This window comes from Rhodosalinus halophilus (assembly GCF_003298775.1).
Lineage (GTDB): Bacteria > Pseudomonadota > Alphaproteobacteria > Rhodobacterales > Rhodobacteraceae > Rhodosalinus > Rhodosalinus halophilus.
Map to the genome: position 1 here is coordinate 367015 of NZ_QNTQ01000001.1, position 21646 is coordinate 388660.

At 70.2% G+C, this 21646-nt stretch carries 20 protein-coding genes; 10 read left to right on the forward strand and 10 right to left on the reverse strand.

From position 1 onward, the window contains the following. The first annotated feature begins 116 nt into the window (after positions 1–116). The 4 genes from thpD (at position 117) to DRV85_RS01695 (ending at position 3796) form a co-directional block, all read left to right on the forward strand. Positions 117–1052 carry an ectoine hydroxylase gene (gene thpD / locus DRV85_RS01680; protein WP_113287778.1) on the forward strand — a complete coding sequence of 312 codons (936 nt, stop codon included), beginning with the start codon at positions 117–119 and terminating at the stop codon, positions 1050–1052. Between the two features lie 168 nt (positions 1053–1220). Then, on the forward strand, positions 1221–2231 hold the full coding sequence (hemB, locus tag DRV85_RS01685; protein ID WP_113287677.1) for a porphobilinogen synthase: 1011 nt from the start codon (positions 1221–1223) through the stop codon (positions 2229–2231). Positions 2232–2357: 126 nt separating this feature from the next. Then, positions 2358–2915, forward strand: coding sequence for a lipid-binding SYLF domain-containing protein (locus DRV85_RS01690; protein WP_113287678.1), 558 nt, complete (start codon positions 2358–2360; stop codon positions 2913–2915). Positions 2916–2980: 65 nt separating this feature from the next. After that, positions 2981–3796, forward strand: a complete 816-nt coding sequence (locus DRV85_RS01695; RefSeq protein WP_113287679.1) for a class I SAM-dependent methyltransferase — start codon at positions 2981–2983, stop codon at positions 3794–3796. Positions 3797–3823: 27 nt separating this feature from the next. Here the strand turns inward: DRV85_RS01695 and gyrA are convergent, their stop codons facing one another. After that, on the reverse strand, positions 3824–6559 hold the full coding sequence (gyrA, locus tag DRV85_RS01700; protein ID WP_113287680.1) for a DNA gyrase subunit A: 2736 nt from the start codon (positions 6557–6559) through the stop codon (positions 3824–3826). Between the two features lie 189 nt (positions 6560–6748). Between gyrA and DRV85_RS01705 the strand changes: the two genes are divergently transcribed. After that, a complete protein-coding gene (locus DRV85_RS01705) occupies positions 6749–7018 on the forward strand; it encodes an usg protein (protein WP_113287681.1) in 270 nt (89 codons plus the stop codon). Here DRV85_RS01705 and DRV85_RS01710 read toward each other — a convergent pair. The 7 genes from DRV85_RS01710 to DRV85_RS01740 form a co-directional block, all read right to left on the reverse strand. Beyond that, positions 7005–7637 carry a DUF998 domain-containing protein gene (locus DRV85_RS01710; RefSeq protein ID WP_113287682.1) on the reverse strand — a complete coding sequence of 211 codons (633 nt, stop codon included), beginning with the start codon at positions 7635–7637 and terminating at the stop codon, positions 7005–7007. The genes DRV85_RS01705 and DRV85_RS01710 overlap by 14 nt on opposite strands. 43 nt (positions 7638–7680) lie before the next feature. Next, entirely contained in the window at positions 7681–9150 is a 1470-nt protein-coding gene (locus tag DRV85_RS01715) for a carboxypeptidase M32 (protein WP_113287683.1), read from the reverse strand. After that, positions 9147–10292: a heme A synthase gene (ctaA, locus tag DRV85_RS01720; protein WP_113287684.1), complete on the reverse strand. Its 1146-nt coding sequence runs from the start codon at positions 10290–10292 to the stop codon at positions 9147–9149. Before ctaA ends, DRV85_RS01715 begins: the two co-directional genes overlap by 4 nt. A gap of 83 nt (positions 10293–10375) precedes the next feature. Then, positions 10376–11347: a homocysteine S-methyltransferase family protein gene (locus DRV85_RS01725; RefSeq protein ID WP_113287685.1), complete on the reverse strand. Its 972-nt coding sequence runs from the start codon at positions 11345–11347 to the stop codon at positions 10376–10378. A 76-nt stretch (positions 11348–11423) separates the two neighbouring features. Then, positions 11424–12161, reverse strand: coding sequence for an RNA methyltransferase (locus tag DRV85_RS01730; protein ID WP_113287686.1), 738 nt, complete (start codon positions 12159–12161; stop codon positions 11424–11426). A 76-nt stretch (positions 12162–12237) separates the two neighbouring features. Next, the gene (locus DRV85_RS01735) at positions 12238–12789 is read right to left on the reverse strand and encodes a peptidylprolyl isomerase (RefSeq protein ID WP_113287687.1); all 552 of its coding nucleotides are present in this window, start codon (positions 12787–12789) and stop codon (positions 12238–12240) included. Then, positions 12782–13288: a peptidylprolyl isomerase gene (locus DRV85_RS01740; RefSeq protein WP_113287688.1), complete on the reverse strand. Its 507-nt coding sequence runs from the start codon at positions 13286–13288 to the stop codon at positions 12782–12784. The genes DRV85_RS01735 and DRV85_RS01740 overlap by 8 nt, the downstream gene beginning before the upstream one ends. A gap of 147 nt (positions 13289–13435) precedes the next feature. Between DRV85_RS01740 and DRV85_RS01745 the strand changes: the two genes are divergently transcribed. After that, positions 13436–14632, forward strand: coding sequence for a phosphoglycerate kinase (locus tag DRV85_RS01745; protein ID WP_113287689.1), 1197 nt, complete (start codon positions 13436–13438; stop codon positions 14630–14632). A gap of 80 nt (positions 14633–14712) precedes the next feature. After that, on the forward strand, positions 14713–15606 hold the full coding sequence (locus tag DRV85_RS01750; RefSeq protein WP_113287690.1) for a fructose bisphosphate aldolase: 894 nt from the start codon (positions 14713–14715) through the stop codon (positions 15604–15606). A gap of 7 nt (positions 15607–15613) precedes the next feature. Here the strand turns inward: DRV85_RS01750 and DRV85_RS01755 are convergent, their stop codons facing one another. Next, a complete protein-coding gene (locus tag DRV85_RS01755) occupies positions 15614–16924 on the reverse strand; it encodes an MFS transporter (protein ID WP_113287691.1) in 1311 nt (436 codons plus the stop codon). Positions 16925–16987: 63 nt separating this feature from the next. Further along, positions 16988–18613: an acyl-CoA dehydrogenase family protein gene (locus DRV85_RS01760; protein WP_113287692.1), complete on the reverse strand. Its 1626-nt coding sequence runs from the start codon at positions 18611–18613 to the stop codon at positions 16988–16990. Positions 18614–18752: 139 nt separating this feature from the next. Here DRV85_RS01760 and DRV85_RS01765 point away from each other — a divergent pair, with 139 nt between their 5' ends. The 3 genes from DRV85_RS01765 (at position 18753) to DRV85_RS01775 (ending at position 21636) form a co-directional block, all read left to right on the forward strand. Further along, positions 18753–19055: an FtsB family cell division protein gene (locus tag DRV85_RS01765; protein WP_420820899.1), complete on the forward strand. Its 303-nt coding sequence runs from the start codon at positions 18753–18755 to the stop codon at positions 19053–19055. 176 nt (positions 19056–19231) lie between these two features. After that, a complete protein-coding gene (pdhA, locus tag DRV85_RS01770; RefSeq protein ID WP_113287693.1) occupies positions 19232–20239 on the forward strand; it encodes a pyruvate dehydrogenase (acetyl-transferring) E1 component subunit alpha in 1008 nt (335 codons plus the stop codon). Between the two features lie 14 nt (positions 20240–20253). After that, complete coding sequence (locus DRV85_RS01775; protein ID WP_113287694.1) at positions 20254–21636, forward strand: pyruvate dehydrogenase complex E1 component subunit beta; 1383 nt, start codon at positions 20254–20256, stop codon at positions 21634–21636. Positions 21637–21646 lie beyond the last annotated feature (10 nt).

Sequence of the window (21646 nt, forward strand, 5' to 3'; positions counted from 1 at the left end):
CCGCTTCAGCGAAGCCGAAAGGGGGACGCAGGAACCCCCGGTCCGGCGGGCCGTTGACGGGGCACATCCGCAAGCGCGCCACGAAACGCAGAAGAGAGGAGAATTTCCCGATGGAAATGACCGCATCCCGACGCCGTGATTTCCAGATCACCGACGCCTACCCGACCCGAGGCGAGGGGCCCGAGCGCTGGATCGAGCGTGCCGACAAGGTGGTCTGGTCGGACTGGACCGAGGACGCGCCCCTCACCCGCGAACAGGCAAACGGCTTCGCCCGCGACGGCTTTCTCGTGCTTCACGACCTCTTCTCGCCCGCCGAGGTCGAGGCGCTGGTCGATGCCGCCGCCCAACTGAGAGCCGAGGGCCGTGACCGCGCCGGCGACGACGTGGTGACGGAGCCCGGCTCGGACGCGGTGCGCACCGTCTTCCGCCTCGAGGACCACGACGAGCTGATGGCGCGGCTCAGCCGCGACGCGCGGATCGCCGGCATCGCGCGCTTCCTGCTGGGCGACGAGGTCTACATCCACCAGTCGCGCCTCAACTACAAACCGGGCTTCTCGGGCAAGGAGTTCTACTGGCACTCCGACTTCGAGACCTGGCACGCCGAGGACGGGATGCCCCGGATGCGGGCCGTCTCGGCCTCGCTCCTTCTGACCGACAACCGCGCCCACAACGGCGCGCTCATGCTGATGCCGGGCTCGCACCGGACCTTCGTCAGCTGCGTGGGCGCGACGCCCGAGGACAACCACAAGAGTTCGCTCAAGGCGCAGAAGGTGGGCACGCCCTCGCAGGAGAGCCTCGCCCGGCTCGCCGAGGCGCACGGCATCACGGACGCGGAAGGGCCGGCCGGCACGCTGATCCTGTTCGACTGCAACACCATGCACGGCTCGAACGGCAACATCACGCCCTTCCCGCGCTCCAACGCCTTCTTCGTCTACAACGCCGTGTCCAACGCGCTGGTCGAGCCCTTCGCCGCCGCAAAGCCGCGGCCCGACTGGCTGGCCCGTCGCGGCGCGGCCGAGGCGGTCGAGGTCGAAGAGGGGCGGCTGGGCTGAGCGGCCCTGCCAGCAGAGCGCCCCGGCCGCAGCACCGCCGTGGCGCCCCTATACCATCGACCGAAGGGGCCACGGCGCCGCGTGGCCCCGCTTCATGTGCGCGGTCCGGACTGGACAGCGCGCCCGGCCTGCGGCAAGCCTGCCCCCGATCAGGAGGAGGTATCCCGCATGCAGCCCGTCAACGCCCCCTACCCCGCGGCCCGCTTCCGCCGCGCCCGCGCCCGCGCCGCGACGCGCGCGCTCACGCGCCAGCACAGCCTGACGGTGGATGACCTGATCTGGCCCGTCTTCCTGCGCGACGGCGAGGGAGTGGAGGAGGAGATCCCCTCGATGCCCGGCGTGCACCGGCTGAGCGTGGACCGCGTGGTGGAGGCCGCGCGGCGCGCGGCGGACCTGGGCATCCCGGCGATCTGCCTCTTTCCCTACACCGACCCCGCGAAGAAGACGAAGGACTGCGCCGAGGCCTGGAACCCCGACAACCTGAGCAATACCGCGACGCGGGCGATCAAGGCGGAGGTGCCCGAGATCGCGGTGATGACCGACGTGGCGCTCGACCCCTACAACATCGACGGCCACGACGGCTTCGTGCGCGAGAGCGACGGCTATGTCGTCAACGACGCGACGGTCGAGGCGCTGGTGAAGCAGGCGCTTGCCCAGGCCGAGGCGGGGGCAGACATCATCGGCCCGTCGGACATGATGGACGGCCGCATCGGCGCACTGCGCGACGCGCTCGAGGCGCAGGGCCACACGAACGTGATGCTCCTCTCCTATGCCGCGAAATACGCCTCCGCCTTCTACGGGCCGTTCCGCGACGCGGTTGGCGCCTCCGGTGCGCTCAAGGGCGACAAGAAGACCTACCAGATGGACCCCGGCAACTCGGACGAGGCGCTGCGGCTGGTGGCGCGCGATCTGTCCGAAGGGGCGGACATGGTGATGGTCAAGCCCGGCATGCCCTATCTCGACATCTGCCGGCGGGTGAAGGACGCCTTCGGCGCGCCGACGTACGCCTATCAGGTGTCCGGCGAATACGCGATGATCGAGGGCGCGGCGCGCGCGGGCCGGATCGACGGCGACAAGGCGATGCTGGAAAGCCTGCTGTCGTTCAAGCGCGCGGGCTGCGACGGGATCCTGACCTATTTCGCGCCCCGCGCGGCCCAAGCCCTGCAAAAGGCGCAATAAGCCGCCGAAGCGTCCGGTCGAAGGTGACAGACCCGGCGCGAGGCGGTATAAGCTCGTAATCGGACGGTCCTGCAAGAGACCGCGGACGATGAGGCTTCAGGCAGGCAGATATCGGGGCAGAGCACCATGACCCTTCTCAGACGACGCGCCTTCGTGGCGGGGCTGGCGGCCGCCGGCGTCGCCGCCGGCTGCAGCAACGGCGTCGGCAGCGGCGGCGCGGCCGCCGTCGACGCGCGCGTGGATTCCACGCTGACGCGGATGTATTCCAGCTATCCGGGCACCCGTGACCTCGCGGAGAAATCCGCCGGCATGCTCGTCATGCCGCTGATGACCGAGGCGGGCTTCGGCGTGGGCGGGGCCTACGGCCGGGGCGCGCTCAGGGTGGGCGGCGCGACGGTGGACTACTACTCGGCCGCGCGGGCCAGCATCGGGCCGCAGATCGGCGCGCAGCAGTACAGTCACGTGCTGTTCTTCATGACCGCCGAGGCGCTGGAGGAGTTCCGCCGCGGACCCGGCTGGGCCGCGGGGGCGGACATCGAATACGTCTTCCGCGACCTGGGCGAGGCCATGACGGCCGAGACGACGACCACCCGCTCGCCGGTGATCGCCATCATCTTCGGCCAGGCCGGGCTGCGCCTGGGCGCGACGCTCGAGGGCACGAAATACACGCGGATCATTCCCTGACGCGAGTGCCCGCCAACCCGCCTTGAGCGTGGCGCGGCGCCCCGTGGCGTGGTAGTATCGCGCGCATGACACAGGGGGCGGACGTCGAACGCACCGTCGCGGCGCACTACGGCAGCGAGGACCTGACCGCTCGCATCCTGACCGCGCTCGGCATCCGGGACACGGCCCCCGCAAGCCTGCACCCGGACCGCCTGGCTCCCGTCGATCAGTTGCATCATGGCGGCCTGAGCCTGACCGAACGGCTGGCGGATGTCGCGGGCGTGGCTCAGGGCATGACGGTTCTGGACGCCGGCAGCGGCATCGGCGGCGCAGCCCGTTACCTCGCTGCAAGACATGGCTGCCGGGTCGAGGCCATCGACCTGAGCCCGGATTTCGTGCGCAGCGCGCAGGATCTGGACCGACTCACCGGTCTGGACACCGCCATCTCCCACCGGGTCGGCTCGGTCACGGGTCTTCCGTGGGCCGACGGCACCTTTGACGTGGTCTGGAGCCAGAACGTGACGATGAACGTCGCCGACAAGTCTGCCATGTTCGCCGAGGCGTTCCGCGTCCTGCGCCCGGTCGGCGTCTTTGCCTTCACCCATATCGCGCGGGGAACCAATACGGACGCGATCGACTATCCGCTGCCCTGGGCGCGCACCGGGGAGACGTCGTTTCTCTCGACTCCTGCAGAGATCGGCAAGCTTCTCGCGGCGGCCGGCTTCGTCGGGATCGCCGATCACGCAAGCGATGCGCCGCGGCCTGCCCCGCCGGCGACTCCCGATCAGCCCGACGACTCGGTGGCGATGGGTGCGGACATGCCGCAGCGGCGCGCCAATGCCGGCCGGGCGGTGGCGGACGGGCGGCTCGTACCGATGATGGTCACGGCCCGCCGTCCCTGAGCACGCCGTCCCTGAGCACGGCGGCCCTCAGCCCTCGCCGCCTTCGTCCTCGTCCTCGGCCTGTTCCGCGATCCAGGCGACCGAGACGACCTCTTCGCCCTCGCGGGTGTCGAAGACCTTGACGCCGCCCGCGTTGCGCGAGCGGAACGAGATGCCCTCGACGGGCACGCGGATCGACTGCCCGCGCGAGGTGGCGAGCATGATCTGGTCGTCCATCTCGACCGGGAAGCAGGCCACCACCGGCCCGCCGCGCATCGCCTTGTCGATCGCCTGCACGCCAAGGCCGCCGCGCCCGCGCACGGGGTAGTCGTGGCTGGAGGTGAGCTTGCCGAGGCCCTTGGCGGTGATCGTCAGCAGCAGGTTCTCGGCCGCCGACATCTGCGCGTAGCGCTCGGGCGAGAGCTGGCCTTCGGCGACCGGCGCCTCCTCCTCGTCGGTCTCCACCTCTTCCTCGGGGGTGCCGGCCATCAGGCGGCGCTGCTTGAGGTAGGCGGCGCGCTCCTCCGGCGTGGCCTCGAAATGCCGGATCACGGACATCGACACCACGCGGTCGCCGTTCTGCAGCCGGATGCCCCGCACGCCGGTCGAGTCGCGGCCCTTGAAGACGCGGACCTCGGTCGTCGGGAAACGGATCGCGCGGCCCGAGTCGGTGACCAGCATCACGTCGTCATCCTCGGACGCGATGCGCGCGTTCACCAGTTCCACGCCCTCGGGCAGCTTCATCGCGATCTTGCCGTTGCGCATGACGTTGGTGAAGTCCGAGAGCGCGTTGCGCCGCACGTCGCCGGCGGATGTGGCGAACATGATCTGCAGGTCGGCCCACTCCTCCTCCGGGCGGTCCACCGGCATGATCGCGGCGATCGAGACGCCCGTGGGGATCGGCAGGATGTTGACGATGGCCTTGCCCCGCGCGGTGCGCGCGCCCTGCGGCAGGCGCCAGGTCTTGAGCTTGTAGACCATGCCGTCGGTGGTGAAGAACAGAAGCGGCGTGTGCGTGTTGGCCACAAAGAGCGTCGTGACGACATCGTCCTCCTTGGTCGCCATGCCGGACAGGCCCTTGCCGCCGCGCTTCTGCGCCCGGTAGTCGGCCAGGGGCGTGCGCTTGATCCAGCCGGACTGGGTGACGGTGACCACCATGTCCTCACGCTCGATCAGGTCCTCGTCCTCGAGATCGCCCGCCCAGTCCACGATCTCGGTGCGCCGGGGCACGGCGAAGAGTTCCTTCACCTCCGCAAGCTCGTCGCGGATGATCCCCATGATCCGGTCGCGGGAGCCAAGGATTTCCAGATAGTCCTTGATCTTGGCCGCCAGATCCTCAAGCTCGTCGGTCACTTCCTTGACGCCAAGCTGCGTGAGCCGCTGCAGGCGCAAATCGAGGATCGCGCGCGCCTGCGCCTCGGAGAGGTTGTAGGTGCCGTCCTCGTTGATCGTGTGGGTGGGATCGTCGATCAGGCGGATGTATTCGGCGATGTCCTCCGCGGGCCAGCGCCGCTCCATCAGCCGGCGTCGCGCCTCCGCCGCGTCGGCCGAGGCGCGGATCGTCGCCACCACCTCGTCCACGTTCGACACGGCCACCGCCAGACCGCAGAGGATGTGACTGCGCTCCCGCGCCTTGCGCAGCAGATAGGCGGTGCGCCGCGCCACGACCTCCTCGCGGAAGGACAGGAAGGCGGTGAGAAAGCCCCTGAGCGTCAGCTGCTCGGGCTTGCCGCCGTTGAGCGCCAGCATGTTGCAGCCGAAGGAGGTCTGCATCGGCGAGAAGCGCCAGAGCTGGTTGAGCACCACGTCGGGCGTCGCGTCCCGCTTGAGCTCGATCACCACGCGCACGCCGGAGCGGTCGGATTCGTCCTGCACATGGGCCACGCCCTCGATCCGCTTGTCGCGCACCGCCTCGGCGATCTTCTCGATCATCGAGGACTTGTTCACCTGATAGGGGATCTCGTCCACGACGATGGCGAAGCGGTCCTTGCGCAGTTCCTCCACCCGCGTCTTGGCGCGCAGGATCACGCTGCCCCGTCCCTCGAGATAGGCCTTCCGCGCCCCCGAGCGGCCGAGCATGATGCCGCCCGTCGGGAAATCGGGGCCGGGAATGTAGTCGATCAGCCGCTCGGACGAGAGGTCCGGCTCGTCGATCAGCGCGAGGCAGGCGTCCACCACCTCGCCCAGGTTGTGGGGCGGGATGTTGGTGGCCATGCCCACGGCGATGCCGCCCGCCCCGTTGACCAGCATGTTCGGGAAGCGCGCGGGCAGGACCGTGGGCTCCCGCTGCTTGCCGTCGTAGTTGTCCTGGAAATCGACCGTCTCCTTGTCGATGTCGGCAAGAAGGTAGTCGGCCGCCTTGGCCATGCGCACCTCGGTGTAGCGCATGGCGGCGGGGTTGTCGCCGTCCATCGAGCCGAAGTTCCCCTGCCCGTCGAGCAGCGGCAGCGACATGGAAAAGTCCTGCGCCATGCGCACCAGCGCGTCGTAGATGGCCGAGTCGCCGTGCGGGTGATACTGGCCCATCACGTCGCCGACGGGCCGGGCCGACTTGCGATAGGGCTTGTCGTAGGTGTTTCCCGTCTCGGACATCGCATAAAGAATGCGCCGATGCACAGGTTTCAGGCCGTCGCGCAGATCGGGGATCGCGCGGGCCACGATCACGCTCATCGCGTAATCGAGGTAGGAGGCGCGCATCTCCTCGGCGATCGACACGCTCGGGCCGTCGTAGGACACGGGCGGAATTTCCGGAGAGTCCTCAGGGGGTTCGGGGGTGTCGCTCACGGGGATCCTGCTCGTCTGGGCGGGCCTCGGGGCCGGCTTTCGCTCTCTATAGCACCCCCGCTCCGGGCCGTGCAACGCCGCCCCGCAGGCACTGTCAGCAGCCACCTTGGCCTGCTGCTAGTATATTGTTTTCATTGAAAAATAATCCCGAGGCCGCATCATTTTCCGTGCAGACACCCAGAGGTGACCATGACGGAAAGCGAAACCGAACTCATGCTCAAGGGCTACGGCCTGACCACGGCGGAATTCCTCTACCACATGCCGGACTATCGCAACGTGCTCAACACCTTCGTCTGGCAGGACTACGATCTCGCGCCGGACCACCCGCGGCTGTTCCGCTTCATCGAATTCTGGCAGGAGGAGATCGAGGGCCCGCTGCACTCGGTCCGCTTCACGCATCGCAAGATGATCTCGCCGGGCGAGTGGCGCAGCGTCGTGGGCGAGTTCAGGCTGCACTGAGCGCGCCGCGCCAGAGCAGCCAGCCGGTCACGGCATACCACTGCAGGTAGGACCAGGTGAGCGCGCGCTCGAACAGGCCCACGACCTGCGTCTCGGCGAGCGCCACCGTGACCACGGCGAGCAGGAGGCCCAGCGCCGCCGTGACGCGGGTGTAGCGCGCGAGCGCCGGGCGCGCGCGCAGCCGCCCCGCAACACGCCACAGGCCGATCAGGATCGCGAAGCCCATCGGAATGGCGATGAAGATATGCAGCATGCCGCGCAGGCTCACGAAGGGCGCGCAGCCCGGATCGCAGGGGAAGAAGAGCGTCAGGATGACGCCCGCCGCCCCGGCGACGCCGATGAGCAGCGGGCCGGCGGCCCCGCCTGCCGGCAGGCCGCGGTGCAGCGCGAGGGCGAAGGGCATGACCAGCCCGTGATAGGCCACCAGCAGCGGATCGACGATGCGCTTCGCGGGCGCGCCGCGCTCCATCAACTCGCTGATCGCCTGCGACGTCATCGAATAGCCCGGCGTGGCCGCCGCGCCCGCGAGGTCGGCAGCCAGGAACATGAGCGCCGCGAGCGGGCCGCAAAGGCCCAGCGTCGCGGTCGCCCGGTCGCGTCCCGTCACGGCATCGGCCATGCGGGAAGCGTGGCGCAGAGGCCATCCGCTGTCCAGTCGCGGCTCAGAGCCCGTAGAGGTGGCCGAACTTGTCCTCGAGATAGGCCAGCAGCGGGATTTCCGAGGGCGCCTCGCCCGTCGCGGCCGCGATAAGGTCGCGCGGCTCCATCAGCCCGCCGTGGCGCTGCACCGTCTCGCGCAGCCAGCCGGTGGCGGGCGAGGGGTCGCCGTTGCCGAGGCTCTCGTCGAGATCGGGCAGGTCACGCCGCATCGCCGCGTGCAGGCATCCGGCGTAGAGATTGCCCAGCGTGTAGGTCGGGAAATAGCCGAAGAGGCCCACGGACCAGTGCACGTCCTGCAGGAATCCGTCCGAGGGCCGCTCGGGCGCATAGCCGAAATCGGCGCCGAAGCGGTCGTTCCACGCCGCCTCCAGGTCGCCCGCCGCGAGATCGCCCGAGATCAGCGCCCGCTCCAGATCGAAGCGCATCAGGATGTGCAGGTTGTATTGCAGCTCGTCCGATTCGGTGCGGATGAAGCCCCGGTGCACACGGTTGACGGCGGCGTAAAACGCCTCCTCGTCCGCGATGCCGAGATCGCCGAAAATCTCGCGCATCCGCCCGTAGAGCCAGCCGGTGAAGGCGCGCGAGCGGCCGAGCTGATTCTCGTAGAGCCGGCTCTGGCTCTCGTGCACGCCCATCGAGGCGCCCTGCCCCACGGGCGTCAGCAGATAGGCCGCGTCGATGTTCTGTTCGTAGGTGGCGTGGCCCACCTCGTGGATCGTGGAATAGAGGCAGTTGAAGGGGTCCGCGGGGTCCGTCCGCGTGGTGATCCGCACGTCGAGGCCGGAGCCCGCGCTGAAGGGATGCACCGCCGTGTCGATCCGGCCGCGCATCAGGTCGTAGCCGAAGGCCTGGGCCAGTTCGCGCGCCAGCGCATGCTGCGCCGCCTCGTCGAAGCGGCCCGAAAGCGCCGCGGGCGCTGGCCGCTCCAGCACCGCCGAGCGCAGCTCCGCCAGCCGCGGGCCCAGCGCGCCGAACATCGCCTCGATCTCGGCGGCCGTGGTGCCGGGCTCGTAGTCCTGCAGGAGCGCATCGTAGAGATCGCCGCCCTGCGCCAGCGCCGCGCCCTCCTCGCGGCGCAGGGCGACCACTTCGGCCAGAACGGGCACGAAGGCGCCCGCGTCCTGCGCGGCCCGCGCCTCGGCCCAGACGCCCTGCGCCCGGCTGGTGACGCGCGCGAGTTCCGCGGCGAGCCGCGCGGGCACCTTCACGGCGCGCTCGTGCTGGCGCCGGATCAGCCGAAGCTGCGCTGCGCCGGCCGCATCCGGCGCCTCGGCCTCGGCCAGCCACTCGGCCAGGCGCGGATCGGTGCGGCGGGCGTGCAGCACGCCCTCCAGCGCCGCCATCTCCTCGGCCCGCTGGGGGGCCGCGCCGCGCGGCATCACCGTCTCCTGGTCCCAGCCCAGCCGGCCGGCGACCTGCGCCAGCGCCTGCGTCTCGCGCGCATGCGCCATGAGGGTGTCGAAGGCACTCATCGCGCGGCCCTCAGCGACTGCGGCAGGGGATAGAGCGCGCGGAACCGTGCCTGCAGCACCAGCACCCACAGCACCACCGCGCCGAACTGGTGCAGGATCGCCAGGTGCCAGGGCGCGGCGTAAAGCACCGTGGCGATTCCCAGCACCAGCTGCACGACGAGCATCGCCAGCACCGCGTTGAAGCCGAAGCGCGTGGCCGGGTTGGCCGAGCGCCGCGCGACGACCCAGGCGACGATCCCCAGCAGCACCAGCGCATAGCCCGCCATCCGGTGCATGAACTGCACCAGCCCGTCATCCTCGAAGAAGTTGCGCCAGACGGGCTCGAGCTGGAACGGATAGGGCGGCAGGAAGCCGCCCGCCATCAGCGGCCAGTCGGTATAGTTCCGCCCCGCGTCGATGCCCGCCACCAGCGCGCCCAGCAGAATCTGCACGAAGGCGAGCGCGATCAGCGCCGTGCCCCAGCCCGCGAGCCGCCCCTCGCGCTGGCGCCGCGCCTGCAACAGCTCGCGGCTCTCGCGGCCGAGGCGGAAGACATACCAGGCGATGAGCCCGAGGATCACGAAGGCAAGGCCTAGGTGCGTGGCCAGCCGATAGCTCGCCACGTCCAGCATCGTGCCTTCGAGGCCCGAGGCCACCATCCACCAGCCGATCGCGCCCTGCAGCCCGCCCAGCACGCCCAGGGCGAAGAGCCGCCCCGTCCAGCCCGGCGGCATCTTGCGCGTCACGAGGAAGCCCAGGAAGCCCGCCGCCCAGACGAGACCGATGACCCGGCCCAGCTGCCGGTGGCCCCATTCCCACCAGTAGATGACCTTGAACTCGGCAAGGCTCATGCCGCGGTTCTGGAGCTGGTACTCGGGGATCTGGCGGTAGGCGTCGAACTCGCGCGCCCAGTCCTCGGCCGAAAGCGGCGGGATCGCGCCCGAGAGCGGCGCCCACTCGGTGATCGAGAGGCCCGAGTCGGTGAGCCGCGTAAGCCCGCCCACCGCGATCATCACCACGACCAGCACGAAGAGGATCTGCAGCCAGACCCGCACCGCGCCCCGCGCGCCGCGCCGGCCCGCGTCGATCATCCCGCCGCGAGGTTCCTGCCTGGGGCGCCCGGTCTCGCCCACTTCCTCGAAAAGCTTGCGTTTCTCGGCCATGCGCGCCTCCCGTCTGCGCGGCGATACCTATGCGAGGGCACCGGGCGCGGCAAGCGCGGGGCAACGTGCAAGGCGTCGCAGGCTCAGGCGGGCGCGGCAGGCATCTCGTCGCGCGCGGCTCGCACCTCGCGCGCGATCTCGTCGAAGTGTCGGTCCCAGGTGCCGCAGCAGCCGCCCCAGATATCGATCTGCGGATAGCGGCGGGCGAGATCGCCCATCATCCGGCCGAGCTCCTCGGGATCGCCATCCTCGATGTGGCCGAGCTTGCACAGCGCGATCTTGTCCATCTTCGCAGCATTGGGCCGCAGCGCGCGGATGCGGCGCGTCCACCCGCCCGGCTCCAGCGCCGGCTCGAATTCCACCGGATGCGAGCAGTTGATGCCGTAGGACTCGGGCCGCGCATCGCCCGCCTGAGCATCGGTCGCTTCGATCGACTCACGCAAACTGGGGCCGGAGCGCAGACGCGAGTCGCCCGTGAGCGTGAAATGCAGGTTGAGCGGCAGGCCGGCCGCGGCCGCAGCGCGCGACAATCCCACCGCTTCGGGCACATTGTTGAACGTGGCAGCCCAGACGAGATCCACGTCGCAGGCCTTCAGCGTGTCGAGCTGCGTGGCGTGATACTCTTCCGCCTCTTCCGCGGTGATGTCTCGGTTGAGCGCATAGGCATCGCCGCGGGGACCGACGCAGCCGCAGATCGCGATGTCGGGCAGATCGTCGCGATAGGGTGCGGACACCTCGCGCAGGAAGTCGATGCAGCGGTGCTGCATCTCGGCCAGACCCTCGGGCGAATAGCCGAGCTTTTCGCCCCAGTCCGGGCTCGCGCGATAGTCGAAGCCCGCCATCAGCGCGCCGAAGCCGTGCCGCGCAGCCGCATCGAGATAGCGGCGATACATGTCCTTCAGGTCCGCGACAGCGGCCGGGTTGTCCAGCAACTCGAACATGGCGAACTCGCGCAGCTGATGCCCGTACCGGAACATGACTTCCGTCTCGGTGCCGCCTTCGGTCAGATAGAGGATGCCGGGCTCCGGCCCGGAGAATCCTGGCGCGTGGGTCATGGCGCCCTCCGCAGTCTGAGGTGGATTCAGCTGCCGTAGCGTAAGCTTGGTGCCCGGATCAGATCAACGCCAGACTTCAGGTCTTGCGGTCCCTGTCGCGCACCAGCTGGCGCAGGATGCCGTGAAAGATCCGCACGTCGGCCTTCGTCAGCGGCATCCGGGACCAGAGGTTGCGCAGCGTGCGGCGCATGCTCGCGGCCTTGTGCTCGGGAAAGAAGAAGCCGGCCTCGGTCAGCCGTTCCTCGTAGTGCTCCGCCAGCCGCTCGACCTCGCCCGCCTCGGCCCAGCCGTCGGGGCCGGGGACGACGGCCTCGTGCGTGACCTCGGCCGCCTGGCGGCGCCACTCGTAGGCGGTGAGCAGCACGCATTGCGCGAGGTTGAGGCTGGGAAACGCGGGGTTCACGGGAACCGTGATGATCGTGTTGGCGCGGGCGATGTCGTCGTTCTCCAGCCCCGCGCGCTCGGGCCCGAAGAGCACCGACACCCGCTCGCCGCCGGCGAGGCGCAGGGCCGCATCCTGCATCGCGCGCTCGGGGCTCATCACCGGCGTGGTCATGCCGCGCGGGCGGGCGGTGGTGGCGTAGACATGCGTGGCGTCGTCGATCGCGGCCGCCGTGTCGTCGAAGAGCTGCGCCGTGTCCAGAAGCCGGCCCGCACCGCTCGCCATCGCCGCGGCGGCCGGGTTGGGCCAGCCGTCGCGCGGGGAGACGATCCGCATCCGGTCGAGCCCGAAGTTCCACATCGCGCGCGCCGCGGCGCCGATGTTCTCGCCCATCTGCGGGCGGACGAGAACGAAGTCGGGCTGACGGGTCATCGCGGGCGTCTCCGATCTTCGGTCCGGCAGCGGAAGCTGTCCGCGATTCTTCGTGCGAACAATCGCCGACAGGGAATCACTCGGTGACGATGACCCGCGTCATCACGTCGGGCCGGCCGATCACGGCGCCGTTTCGGCCCTCGCCGCGCTTGATGGCGTCCACGACCTCCATGCCTTCGGTCACGCGGCCGACCACGGTGTATTGCCCGTCGAGATGCGGCGCGGGCGCGAACATGATGAAGAACTGCGAGTTGGCCGAATCGGGATCGGCCGCGCGCGCCATGCCGATCACGCCGCGCGCGAAGGACACGTCCGAGAACTCCGCGGGCAGGTCCGGCAGATCCGAGCCGCCCATGCCGGCGCGCGCCATGTCGCCGCCCTCGATCCGGCCGAATTCCACGTCGCCGGTCTGGGCCATGAAGCCCTCGATCACCCGGTGGAACACGACGCCGTCATAGGCACCCTGTTCGGCCAGGGTGGTGATGCGTTCCACGTGCTGTGGCGCGACGTCCTCGAACAGATCGACGCGGATGGTGCCCTGCGCCTCGCCGTCCACCTCGATCTCGAGGCCGGTGGCGAAAGCGGGGCTTGCGGCGATCAGCGCCGCGGCGACGGCGAACTCACGCATCGGCGGCCACCTTCATGCTGATCATCCGGTCGGGGCTGGCCGGCGGCTCGCCGCGCGTGATGGCGTCGACGTGCTCCATGCCGTCGATCACCCGGCCGTAAACCGTGTACTGCCCGTTGAGGAAGTGGTTGTCCTTGAAATTGATGAAGAACTGCGAGTTCGCGCTGTCGGGGTTCTGCGCGCGCGCCGCGCCCAGCGTGCCGCGGTCGTGCGGGATGCGCGAGAACTCGGCCGGCAGGTCCGGCAGCTCCGAGCCGCCGGTGCCCGCGCGGCGCAGGTCGAAGCCGTCTTCCATGTCGCCGTGCTCGACGTCGCCGGTCTGCGCCATGAAGCCGTCGATGACGCGGTGGAAGGCCACGTTGTCGTAGGCGCCGGCGCGGGCCAGCGTCTTCATCCGCTCGACATGCTTCGGCGCCACGTCGGGCAGCAGTTCGATCGTCACGGTGCCGTCCTTCAGCTCCATGAGGATCGTGTTCTCGGGGTCTCGGATCTCGGCCATCGTGGCGCTCCTGTCACGCTCTGTCGCGCCTGTGTTACGACGCGCGGCGACGGCCGGGCAAGCCCCGCCGGGGCGGATTGACCCGCGTCCGGCTTCCGGGGAAAAGGCGCGCGGCCCCGGTCGGCGGAGCACAGGGCGAGGGATGCGATGAGCTGGAAGACACTCGACGATATGGCGCTGCGCGGCAGGCGCGTTCTGCTGCGCGTGGACATCAACGTGCCGGTGCAGGACGGCCGGGTGACGGACGCGACCCGGATCGAGCGCATCGCCCCCACCGTGCAGGACATTCTCGACCGGGGCGGACGGCCGATCCTGCTGGCGCATTTCGACAGGCCCAGGGGCCGCCGCGTGCCGGAGATGTCGCTGGAGCCGCTCGTGCCCGCGCTGCAGGCGGCCTTCGGCTGTCCCGTCCGCTTCGCGCCCGAATGCGCCGGCCCCGCGGCCGAGGCCGCCGCCGAGGCGCTCTCCGGGGGCGAGGTTCTGCTGCTCGAGAACACCCGCTTCGAACCGGGCGAGGAGGCGAACGACCCCGAGCTCGCCCGCGGCTTCGCGCGGCTGGGCGAGGTCTACTGCAACGACGCCTTCTCGGCCGCGCACCGGGCGCACGCCTCGACCGAGGGCGTCGCGCGGCTGCTGCCGGCCTGCGCGGGACGGCTGATGCAGGCCGAGCTCGGCGCGCTCGAACGCGCGCTGGGCGACCCCGACCGCCCGGTGATGGCGGTGGTCGGCGGCTCGAAGGTCTCCACCAAGCTCGAGTTGCTGCGCAATCTCGTCGAGCAGGTGGACATGCTGGTGATCGGCGGCGGCATGGCCAACACCTTCCTCTACGCCGCGGGCTTCGACGTCGGCCGCTCGCTGGCCGAGCGCGAGATGGCCGAAAGCGCGCGCGCGATCGCCGCGCGCGCCGCGGAGACGGGCTGCGAGATCCTGCTGCCGCGCGACGTGGTGGTGGCGCGCGCGCTCGCCGCCGGCGCGGCCTCCGAGGTCTGCCGGGTCGAGGACTGCCCCGACGACGCGATGATCCTCGACGCGGGCCCCGACAGCGTGGCGCATATCCTGCAGGGGCTCGAACGCACCCGCACGCTGATCTGGAACGGGCCGCTCGGCGCCTTCGAGTATCCGCCCTTCGATGCCGCGACGTCCGCCTGCGCGCGGCGCGCGGCCGAGCTGACGGAGCTCGACCGGCTCGTGTCGGTCGCCGGCGGCGGCGACACGGTGGCGGCGCTCAACCAGGCGGGCGCGGCGGAGCGCTTCAGCTATGTCTCGACCGCCGGCGGCGCCTTTCTCGAATGGATCGAGGGCAAGCCCCTGCCCGGCGTGGCCGCGCTCTGCGCCGCGGAGTGACGCACGCCGCGGCCGCCCGCGCGATTGAAACGCCGCCCGCGCTTGCCTAGAAGCGGAGCGAAAAGGAGCGAGGGAGACCGATGCCCAACGAAGACCAGATCCGCCAGATGACCTCCGGCCTCGGCTTCATCGCCGCGCTCGACCAGTCGGGGGGCTCCACGCCGAAGGCGCTCAGCCTCTACGGCATCCCCGAGGATCGCTATTCCTCGGAAGAGGAGATGTTCGACCTCGTGCACGAGATGCGCAGCCGGATCGTGCGCTCGCCCGCCTTCTCGGGCGACAAGGTGATCGGCGCGATCCTGTTCGAAAAGACCATGGAGCGCGACTTCGCCGGCGTGCCCGCCGCGCAGTATCTGTGGGAGAAGAAGGGCGTCGTGCCCTTCCTCAAGATCGACAAGGGGCTCGAGCCCGAGGACGACGGCGTCCGGCTGATGAAGCCCAACCCCGGCCTCGACGCGCTGCTCGACCGCGCGGTCGCCCACGGCATCTTCGGCACCAAGGAACGCTCGGTGATCGACGCGGCCTCGCCCTCGGGGATCCGCGCGGTGGTGGACCAGCAGTTCGAGGTGGCCCGGCGCGTGCTCGACAAGGGTCTCGTCCCGATCATCGAGCCCGAGGTGACCATCACGATCGAGGACAAGGCGGATGCCGAGCGGCTCCTGCTGGAGGCGCTGCACACGCATCTCGACGCGCTTCCCGACGGCAGCAAGGTGATGCTCAAGCTCTCGCTGCCGTCGATGGCGAATTTCTACGCCCCGCTGATCGTGCATGACCGGGTGATGCGGGTCGTCGCGCTCTCGGGCGGTTACACCCGCGAGGAGGCGTGCAAGCTGCTCGCCCAGAACACCGGCATGATCGCAAGTTTCTCGCGTGCGCTGACCGAGGGGCTGACCGCCGATCAGGACGACGACGCCTTCGACCGCACCCTGGAAGAGGCGATCGACGCGATCTACGCCGCCTCGATCGCGGGCTGAGGCGCGATCAGGCCACCGCCCCCGCGCCTTGCAGCGGGGCGCGGTCGCGCAGCGGCATCGAGAGCGCCGCGCCCGCGCCGATCGCTGCCGCGGCGGCCATCAGGACTGCGGGCGCATAGCTCCAGCCGCTGGTTTCGATCAGCCAGGTGGCCGTCATCGGCGTGGCGCCGCCGGCAAGCCCCATCCCGATGGCGTAGGAAATCGAATAGCCGGTGTTGCGGCTCGCTGCGGGGAAGAGCTCGGCGAAGAGCGCGGGGCCGGCGCCGAGCATCACCGCGATCGGCACCGCGAGCGCCAGCTGCCCCGCGCCCGCCGCCCAGAAGCCGGCGGTGCCCAGCCAGAGCGCCGGCCCTGTGGCCAGCCCCCCGAAAAGCAGCGCCGTCGCCACGACGCGCTTGCGCGCGATGCGCCTGTCGCCCAGCCAGCCGCCCAGCAGCACCACCGGCAGAATGGCCACCAGGGCGGCCGTGTTGAGCCGCATGGCGAGATCCAGCCCCAGCGCGCCGTGCCGGTCCAGCCAGTTCGGGAAATAGACGAGCGCGAGATAGAAGAACACGCCGTAGCCCGCGGCGAAGAGCGTAGCCTGCATGGTGCGCCGCGGATGCCGGCGCAGGGTGTCGCGGACGGGCGCGCTGGTCTCGCGCGAGGCCTCCTGCGCCTCGAAGGCCGGCGACATCGGCAGATGCCGGCGCAGCCAGAGCGCGCCGATGCCGATCAGCCCGCCGATGGCATAGGGCACGCGCCAGCCCCAGCTCTCGGCCGCGGCCTCGGGCAGCAGGTTCATGACCGCCATCGCAGCGAGCGAGCCCAGCGCCGTGCCCGCGACGCTGCCGAGATTGGCCATGCTGCCCGACAGCCCGCGCCGGTCGCGCCGCGCCGTCTCGACCAGATAGACCACCGAGGTCGAGAACTCGCCGCCCACCGACAGCCCCTGAAGAAGCCGGATCGCCACCAGCCCGACGGCCGCCCAGAGACCGATCGACTGGTAGTCCGGCAGGAAGGCCAGCGCGAAGGTCGGCAGCGCCATGAGCGCCACCGAAATCATCATCGTGTGCGAGCGGCCGATCTTGTCGCCCAGCCATCCGAAGAGCACCGAGCCGATGGGCCGCATCACGAAGCCCGCGGCGAAGATGCCGTAGACGGCGATCAGATGCGCGGCCTGGTCGCCCTCGGGGAAGAAGATCGTCGAGAAGGTGCTGGCGAAGAAACCGTAGAGGGCGAAATCGTACCATTCGACCACGTTGCCGACGAAACCGGCCGTGAGCACCGTCCGGCGGTTGCCGGCCGCCTGTTCCTCGGCTGTCGTGCTCTCGGTCATGGTATCCCGTCGCTTCTCCCTCGATGCAAGGGAAACGCCCGGCAACGCGGCACTGGTTCCGGCTCACCCCTGGGCCAGGCGGTCCAGGATCGCGCCCTCGTCGAGCCCCGAGACCGCGCCCGGCATCAGCCCGCGCGGGGCGCCCAGCCGCGTGCGCGCATAGCCCGCGGCCACCGCGTCCGGCGCGGTGCGGATCAGCACCGAGGCGGCGAAAAGCTGGCCCAGGCTCTCGGCGAACCAGCGCGCCTCGGACTCGGCCGGCAGGCCGGGCCAGCGCATGCGGTGCGTCTCGAGTGCTGCGTCGTAGGCGCGCTCGGCGCCCTTCGCCGCGTCCAGTTCGGCCGCGAGCGCCTCGCCCGCGCGCGGCTCGCGCGCGAGCGTGCGCAGAATGTCGAGGCAGATCACGTTGCCCGACCCCTCCCAGATGCCGTTGAGCGGCGCCTCGCGGTAGAGCATCGGCAGCGGCGTGTCCTCGACGTAGCCCATGCCGCCCAGCACCTCCATCGCCTCGCCGATCACCGGCACCGCGCGCTTGTTCGAGACGTATTTCGCCAGCGCCACGGCGATCCGCGCCAGCGCCCGCTCGCCCTCGTCGCCGCCGTCGAAGGCGCGCGCCGCGCGCAGTCCCGCGGCCAGCGCGCCCTCCCAGTCGAGCGCGAGATCGGCCAGCACCGCGCGCATCAGGGGCTGGTCGATCAGCCGCTTCTGGAAGGCGCGCCGCCCCTCGACCCACCAGAGCGCCTCGACAAGCGCCGCGCGCATCAGCCCCGCGGGCGCCATCGCCGTGTCGAGCCGCGTGTGGTGCACCATGCGGATGATGGTGCGCACCCCCTGCCCGTCCTCGCCCAGCCGGTGCGCGAGCGCCCCCTGGAACTCGATCTCGGAAGAGGCGTTCGCGCGGTTGCCGAGCTTGTCCTTCAGCCGCTGGAGCCGGATCGCGTTGCGCGCGCCCTCAAGCCAGCGGGGCACCAGGAAACAGGTCAGCCCCGCCTCCGTCTGCGCCAGCGTCAGGAAGCCGTCGGACATCGGCGCCGAGCAGAACCACTTGTGCCCGGTGAGCCGCCAGAGATCGCCGTCGGGGTCGGCGCGCGTCGTGTTGGCGCGCACGTCCGAGCCGCCCTGCTTTTCCGTCATCGCCATGCCGAGGGTCGCGGCGCGCTTCTCGTGGATGGGCGCGATGGCGGGATCGTAGGCCCGCGCGGTGAGCTTCGGGATCCAGGTTTCGGCGAGCTCCGGGTCGGCCTCCATGGCCGGGACGCCCGCGTAGGTCATCGTCAGCGGACAGCAGACGCCCGGCTCCACCTGACTCAGAGAATAGACCATCGCGGCGTGGGTGACGTGACCGCCGGGCCGACCCTCCCAGGCGACGGCGGCATAGCCCGCCTCGGCCCCCGCCTGCATGAGACTGTGGTAGCCCGGCGCGAAGCGCACCTCGTCGAGCCGCCGCCCGCCCCGATCGAAAAGCACCAGCCGCGGCGCGTCGCGGCGCGCCTCCTCGCCCTCGGCGCGCGCCTCTGCGCTGCCGAAACGCGCGGCCGCTGCGGCGAGCGCCTGCGCGTCGCCGCCCTGCGCGGCGACGCCTGCACGCAGCGGCGCGTCGCCGGCCCAGAGATCGGGCGGCGGCATCAGGCCGGGCTGATTCTCGACGGTATGGGTCGCGAGCCTCTCGGCGGGCGGCAGCTGGGTCATCGCGGGCCTCCTCTCCTGCCCGGCAGCATAGGAAGGAGGGCCCCGCCCCGAAACCGTGACGTTGGGGATTCACAGCGCGAATCACCTGTGCCATAGTGACGACCAGCGGCCCGGCAGAGGCCGCCAGACGAGGCAGAGCATGATCCGCACCCGCAGCCGGCCAGCCTTTGGCGTGATCGCCTTCTTCGCCGTCGCCTTCGGACTCGGACTCTATTTCGCCTTCGCCGCGGTGCAGGGCGACTACGGCCTCTTCCGCCGCGCGGAGGTGGAGCTCGAGGCGGCGCGCCTCGCCACGGAGCTCGCCGCGCTCGAGGCCGAGATCGCGCGGATGGAGAACCTCACCCGCCGCCTCTCCGACGAGCATCTCGACCTCGACCTGCTCGACGAGCGCGCCCGCGACGTGCTGGGCCTGTTGCGCGCCGACGAGATCGTGATCCGCTGAACCGGACCCCGGAGCGTCCCGCGGCGCTTGCGCCGGCGCGACCGCGCGCGCTTACGACGGCGCGCGGATATGACGGCTCAGCCCGGCTTGTCGAAGGCCCTCGCAACCCGCCCCCGAATCCGCTACAGCTTTGTTTAGCGTTCAACAATTCCCGTCCCACTGTCGAGGAGACCCGCATGGCCACCCGCAGACAGGCGAAGAAACCCGCCGCCTCGGCCGAGGAGCTCAAGCGCCACTACCGCGAGATGCTGCTCATCCGCCGCTTCGAGGAGAAGGCGGGCCAGCTCTACGGCATGGGGCTGATCGGCGGCTTCTGCCACCTCTACATCGGACAGGAGGCGGTCGTGGTGGGCCTGGAGGCCTGCGCCGAGGAGGGCGACAAGCGCATCACCGCCTACCGCGATCACGGCCACATGCTGGCCTGCGGCATGGACCCCAAGGGCGTGATGGCCGAACTGACGGGGCGCGAGGGCGGCTTTTCCAAGGGAAAGGGCGGCTCGATGCACATGTTCTCGCGCGAGAAGCACTTCTACGGCGGCCACGGCATCGTGGGCGCCAACGTGCCGATCGGCGCGGGCCTGGCGTTTTCCGACCGCTACAAGGGCAACGACCGCGTCACCTTCACCTATTTCGGCGACGGCGCGGCCAACCAGGGACAGGTGGCCGAGACCTACAACATGGCCGAGCTGTGGAAGCTGCCGGTGATCTTCGTGATCGAGAACAACCAGTACGCCATGGGCACGAGCGTGCAGCGCGCCACCAAGTCCCCCGATTTCTGGGAGCGCGGCGCCGCCTACGGCATCCCGGGCGAGTCGGTGGACGGGATGGACGTGCTGGCGGTGAAGGCCGCCGGAGAGAAGGCCGTCAAGCACGCCCGCGCCGGCAAGGGCCCCTACATCCTCGAGGTGATGACCTACCGCTACCGCGGCCACTCGATGTCCGACCCGGCGAAATACCGCACCCGCGAGGAGGTGCAGAAGATGCGCGAGGAGCGCGACGCGATCGAGCATGTCCGCAAGCTGCTGCTGGACGCGGGCGCCAAGGAGGACGATCTCAAGGCGATCGACAAGGAAATCAAGGAGATCGTCAACGAAGCCGCCGATTTCGCCCGCGAAAGCCCGGAGCCCGATCCGTCGGAACTCTGGACCGATGTCTACACCGACGTCACGCCGCAGACCGCCTGAGGGAGCCCCCGCGCATGAGCACCGAGATCCTGATGCCCGCCCTTTCGCCGACCATGGAGGAGGGCAAGCTCGCCAAGTGGCTGGTCAAGGAGGGCGACACCGTCGCCGCCGGCGACATCCTCGCCGAGATCGAGACCGACAAGGCCACGATGGAGTTCGAGGCCGTCGACGAGGGCACCGTCGCGAAGATCCTCGTGGCCGAGGGCACCGACGGAGTGGCCGTCAACACGCCCATCGCGCTCTTGGCCGAAGAGGGCGAAGCGCTGGACGAGGTCGAGGCGTCCGGGACCGGCAGCGCGCCGGTGCCTGCGGACAAGGCGCAGAATTCCGAGGATCAGGCGGCGGCCGGAATGCAGCACCCCGCGCCCGCTGCCCCGGCCAGGGCGCGGGAACCGGAGGTGCCCGAGGGCACCGAGTTCCGCCAGCAGACCGTCCGCGAGGCGCTGCGCGACGCCATGGCCGAGGAGATGCGCCGCGACGACAACGTCTTCGTCATGGGCGAGGAGGTCGCCGAATACCAGGGCGCCTACAAGATCACGCAAGGATTGCTCGACGAGTTCGGCGCGCGCCGCGTGATCGACACGCCGATCACCGAGCACGGCTTCGCCGGCCTCGGCGTCGGCGCGGCCTTCGGCGGCCTGCGCCCCATCGTCGAGTTCATGACCTGGAACTTCGCCATGCAGGCCATGGACCACATCATCAACTCGGCGGCCAAGACGCTCTACATGTCCGGCGGGCAGATGGGCTGCCCCATGGTCTTCCGCGGCCCCAACGGCGCGGCCGCCCGGGTCGCGGCGCAGCACAGCCAGGACTACGCGGCCTGGTATTCCCAGATCCCCGGCCTCAAGGTCGTGCAGCCCTATGCCGCCGACGACGCCAAGGGGCTCCTGAAGACCGCGATCCGCGACCCCAACCCGGTCGTCTTCCTCGAAAACGAGATCCTCTACGGCAAGTCCTTCGACGTGCCCGCGCTCGACGACTGGACCGTGCCCTTCGGCCGCGCGCGGATCTGGCGCGAGGGCGGCGACGTGACCATCGTGAGCTTCGGCATCGGCATGACCTACGCGCTGGAAGCGGCCGAGCGTCTGGCCGAGGACGGCGTGGAGGCAGAGGTGATCGACCTGCGCACCCTGCGCCCCATGGATCACGACACCGTGATCGAGAGCGTCAAGAAGACCAACCGCTGCGTCACGGTCGAGGAGGGCTGGCCGCAGGGCTCGGTCGGCAACCACCTCTCCGCGGTGCTGATGGAGCACGCCTTCGACTGGCTCGACGCGCCGGTGCTCAACGTGACCGGCAAGGACGTGCCGATGCCCTACGCCGCCAATCTCGAGCGCATGGCGCTGGTCACCACCGACGAGGTGGTGGACGCCGTGCGCAAGGTCACCTACCGCTGAGGGAGCGCGC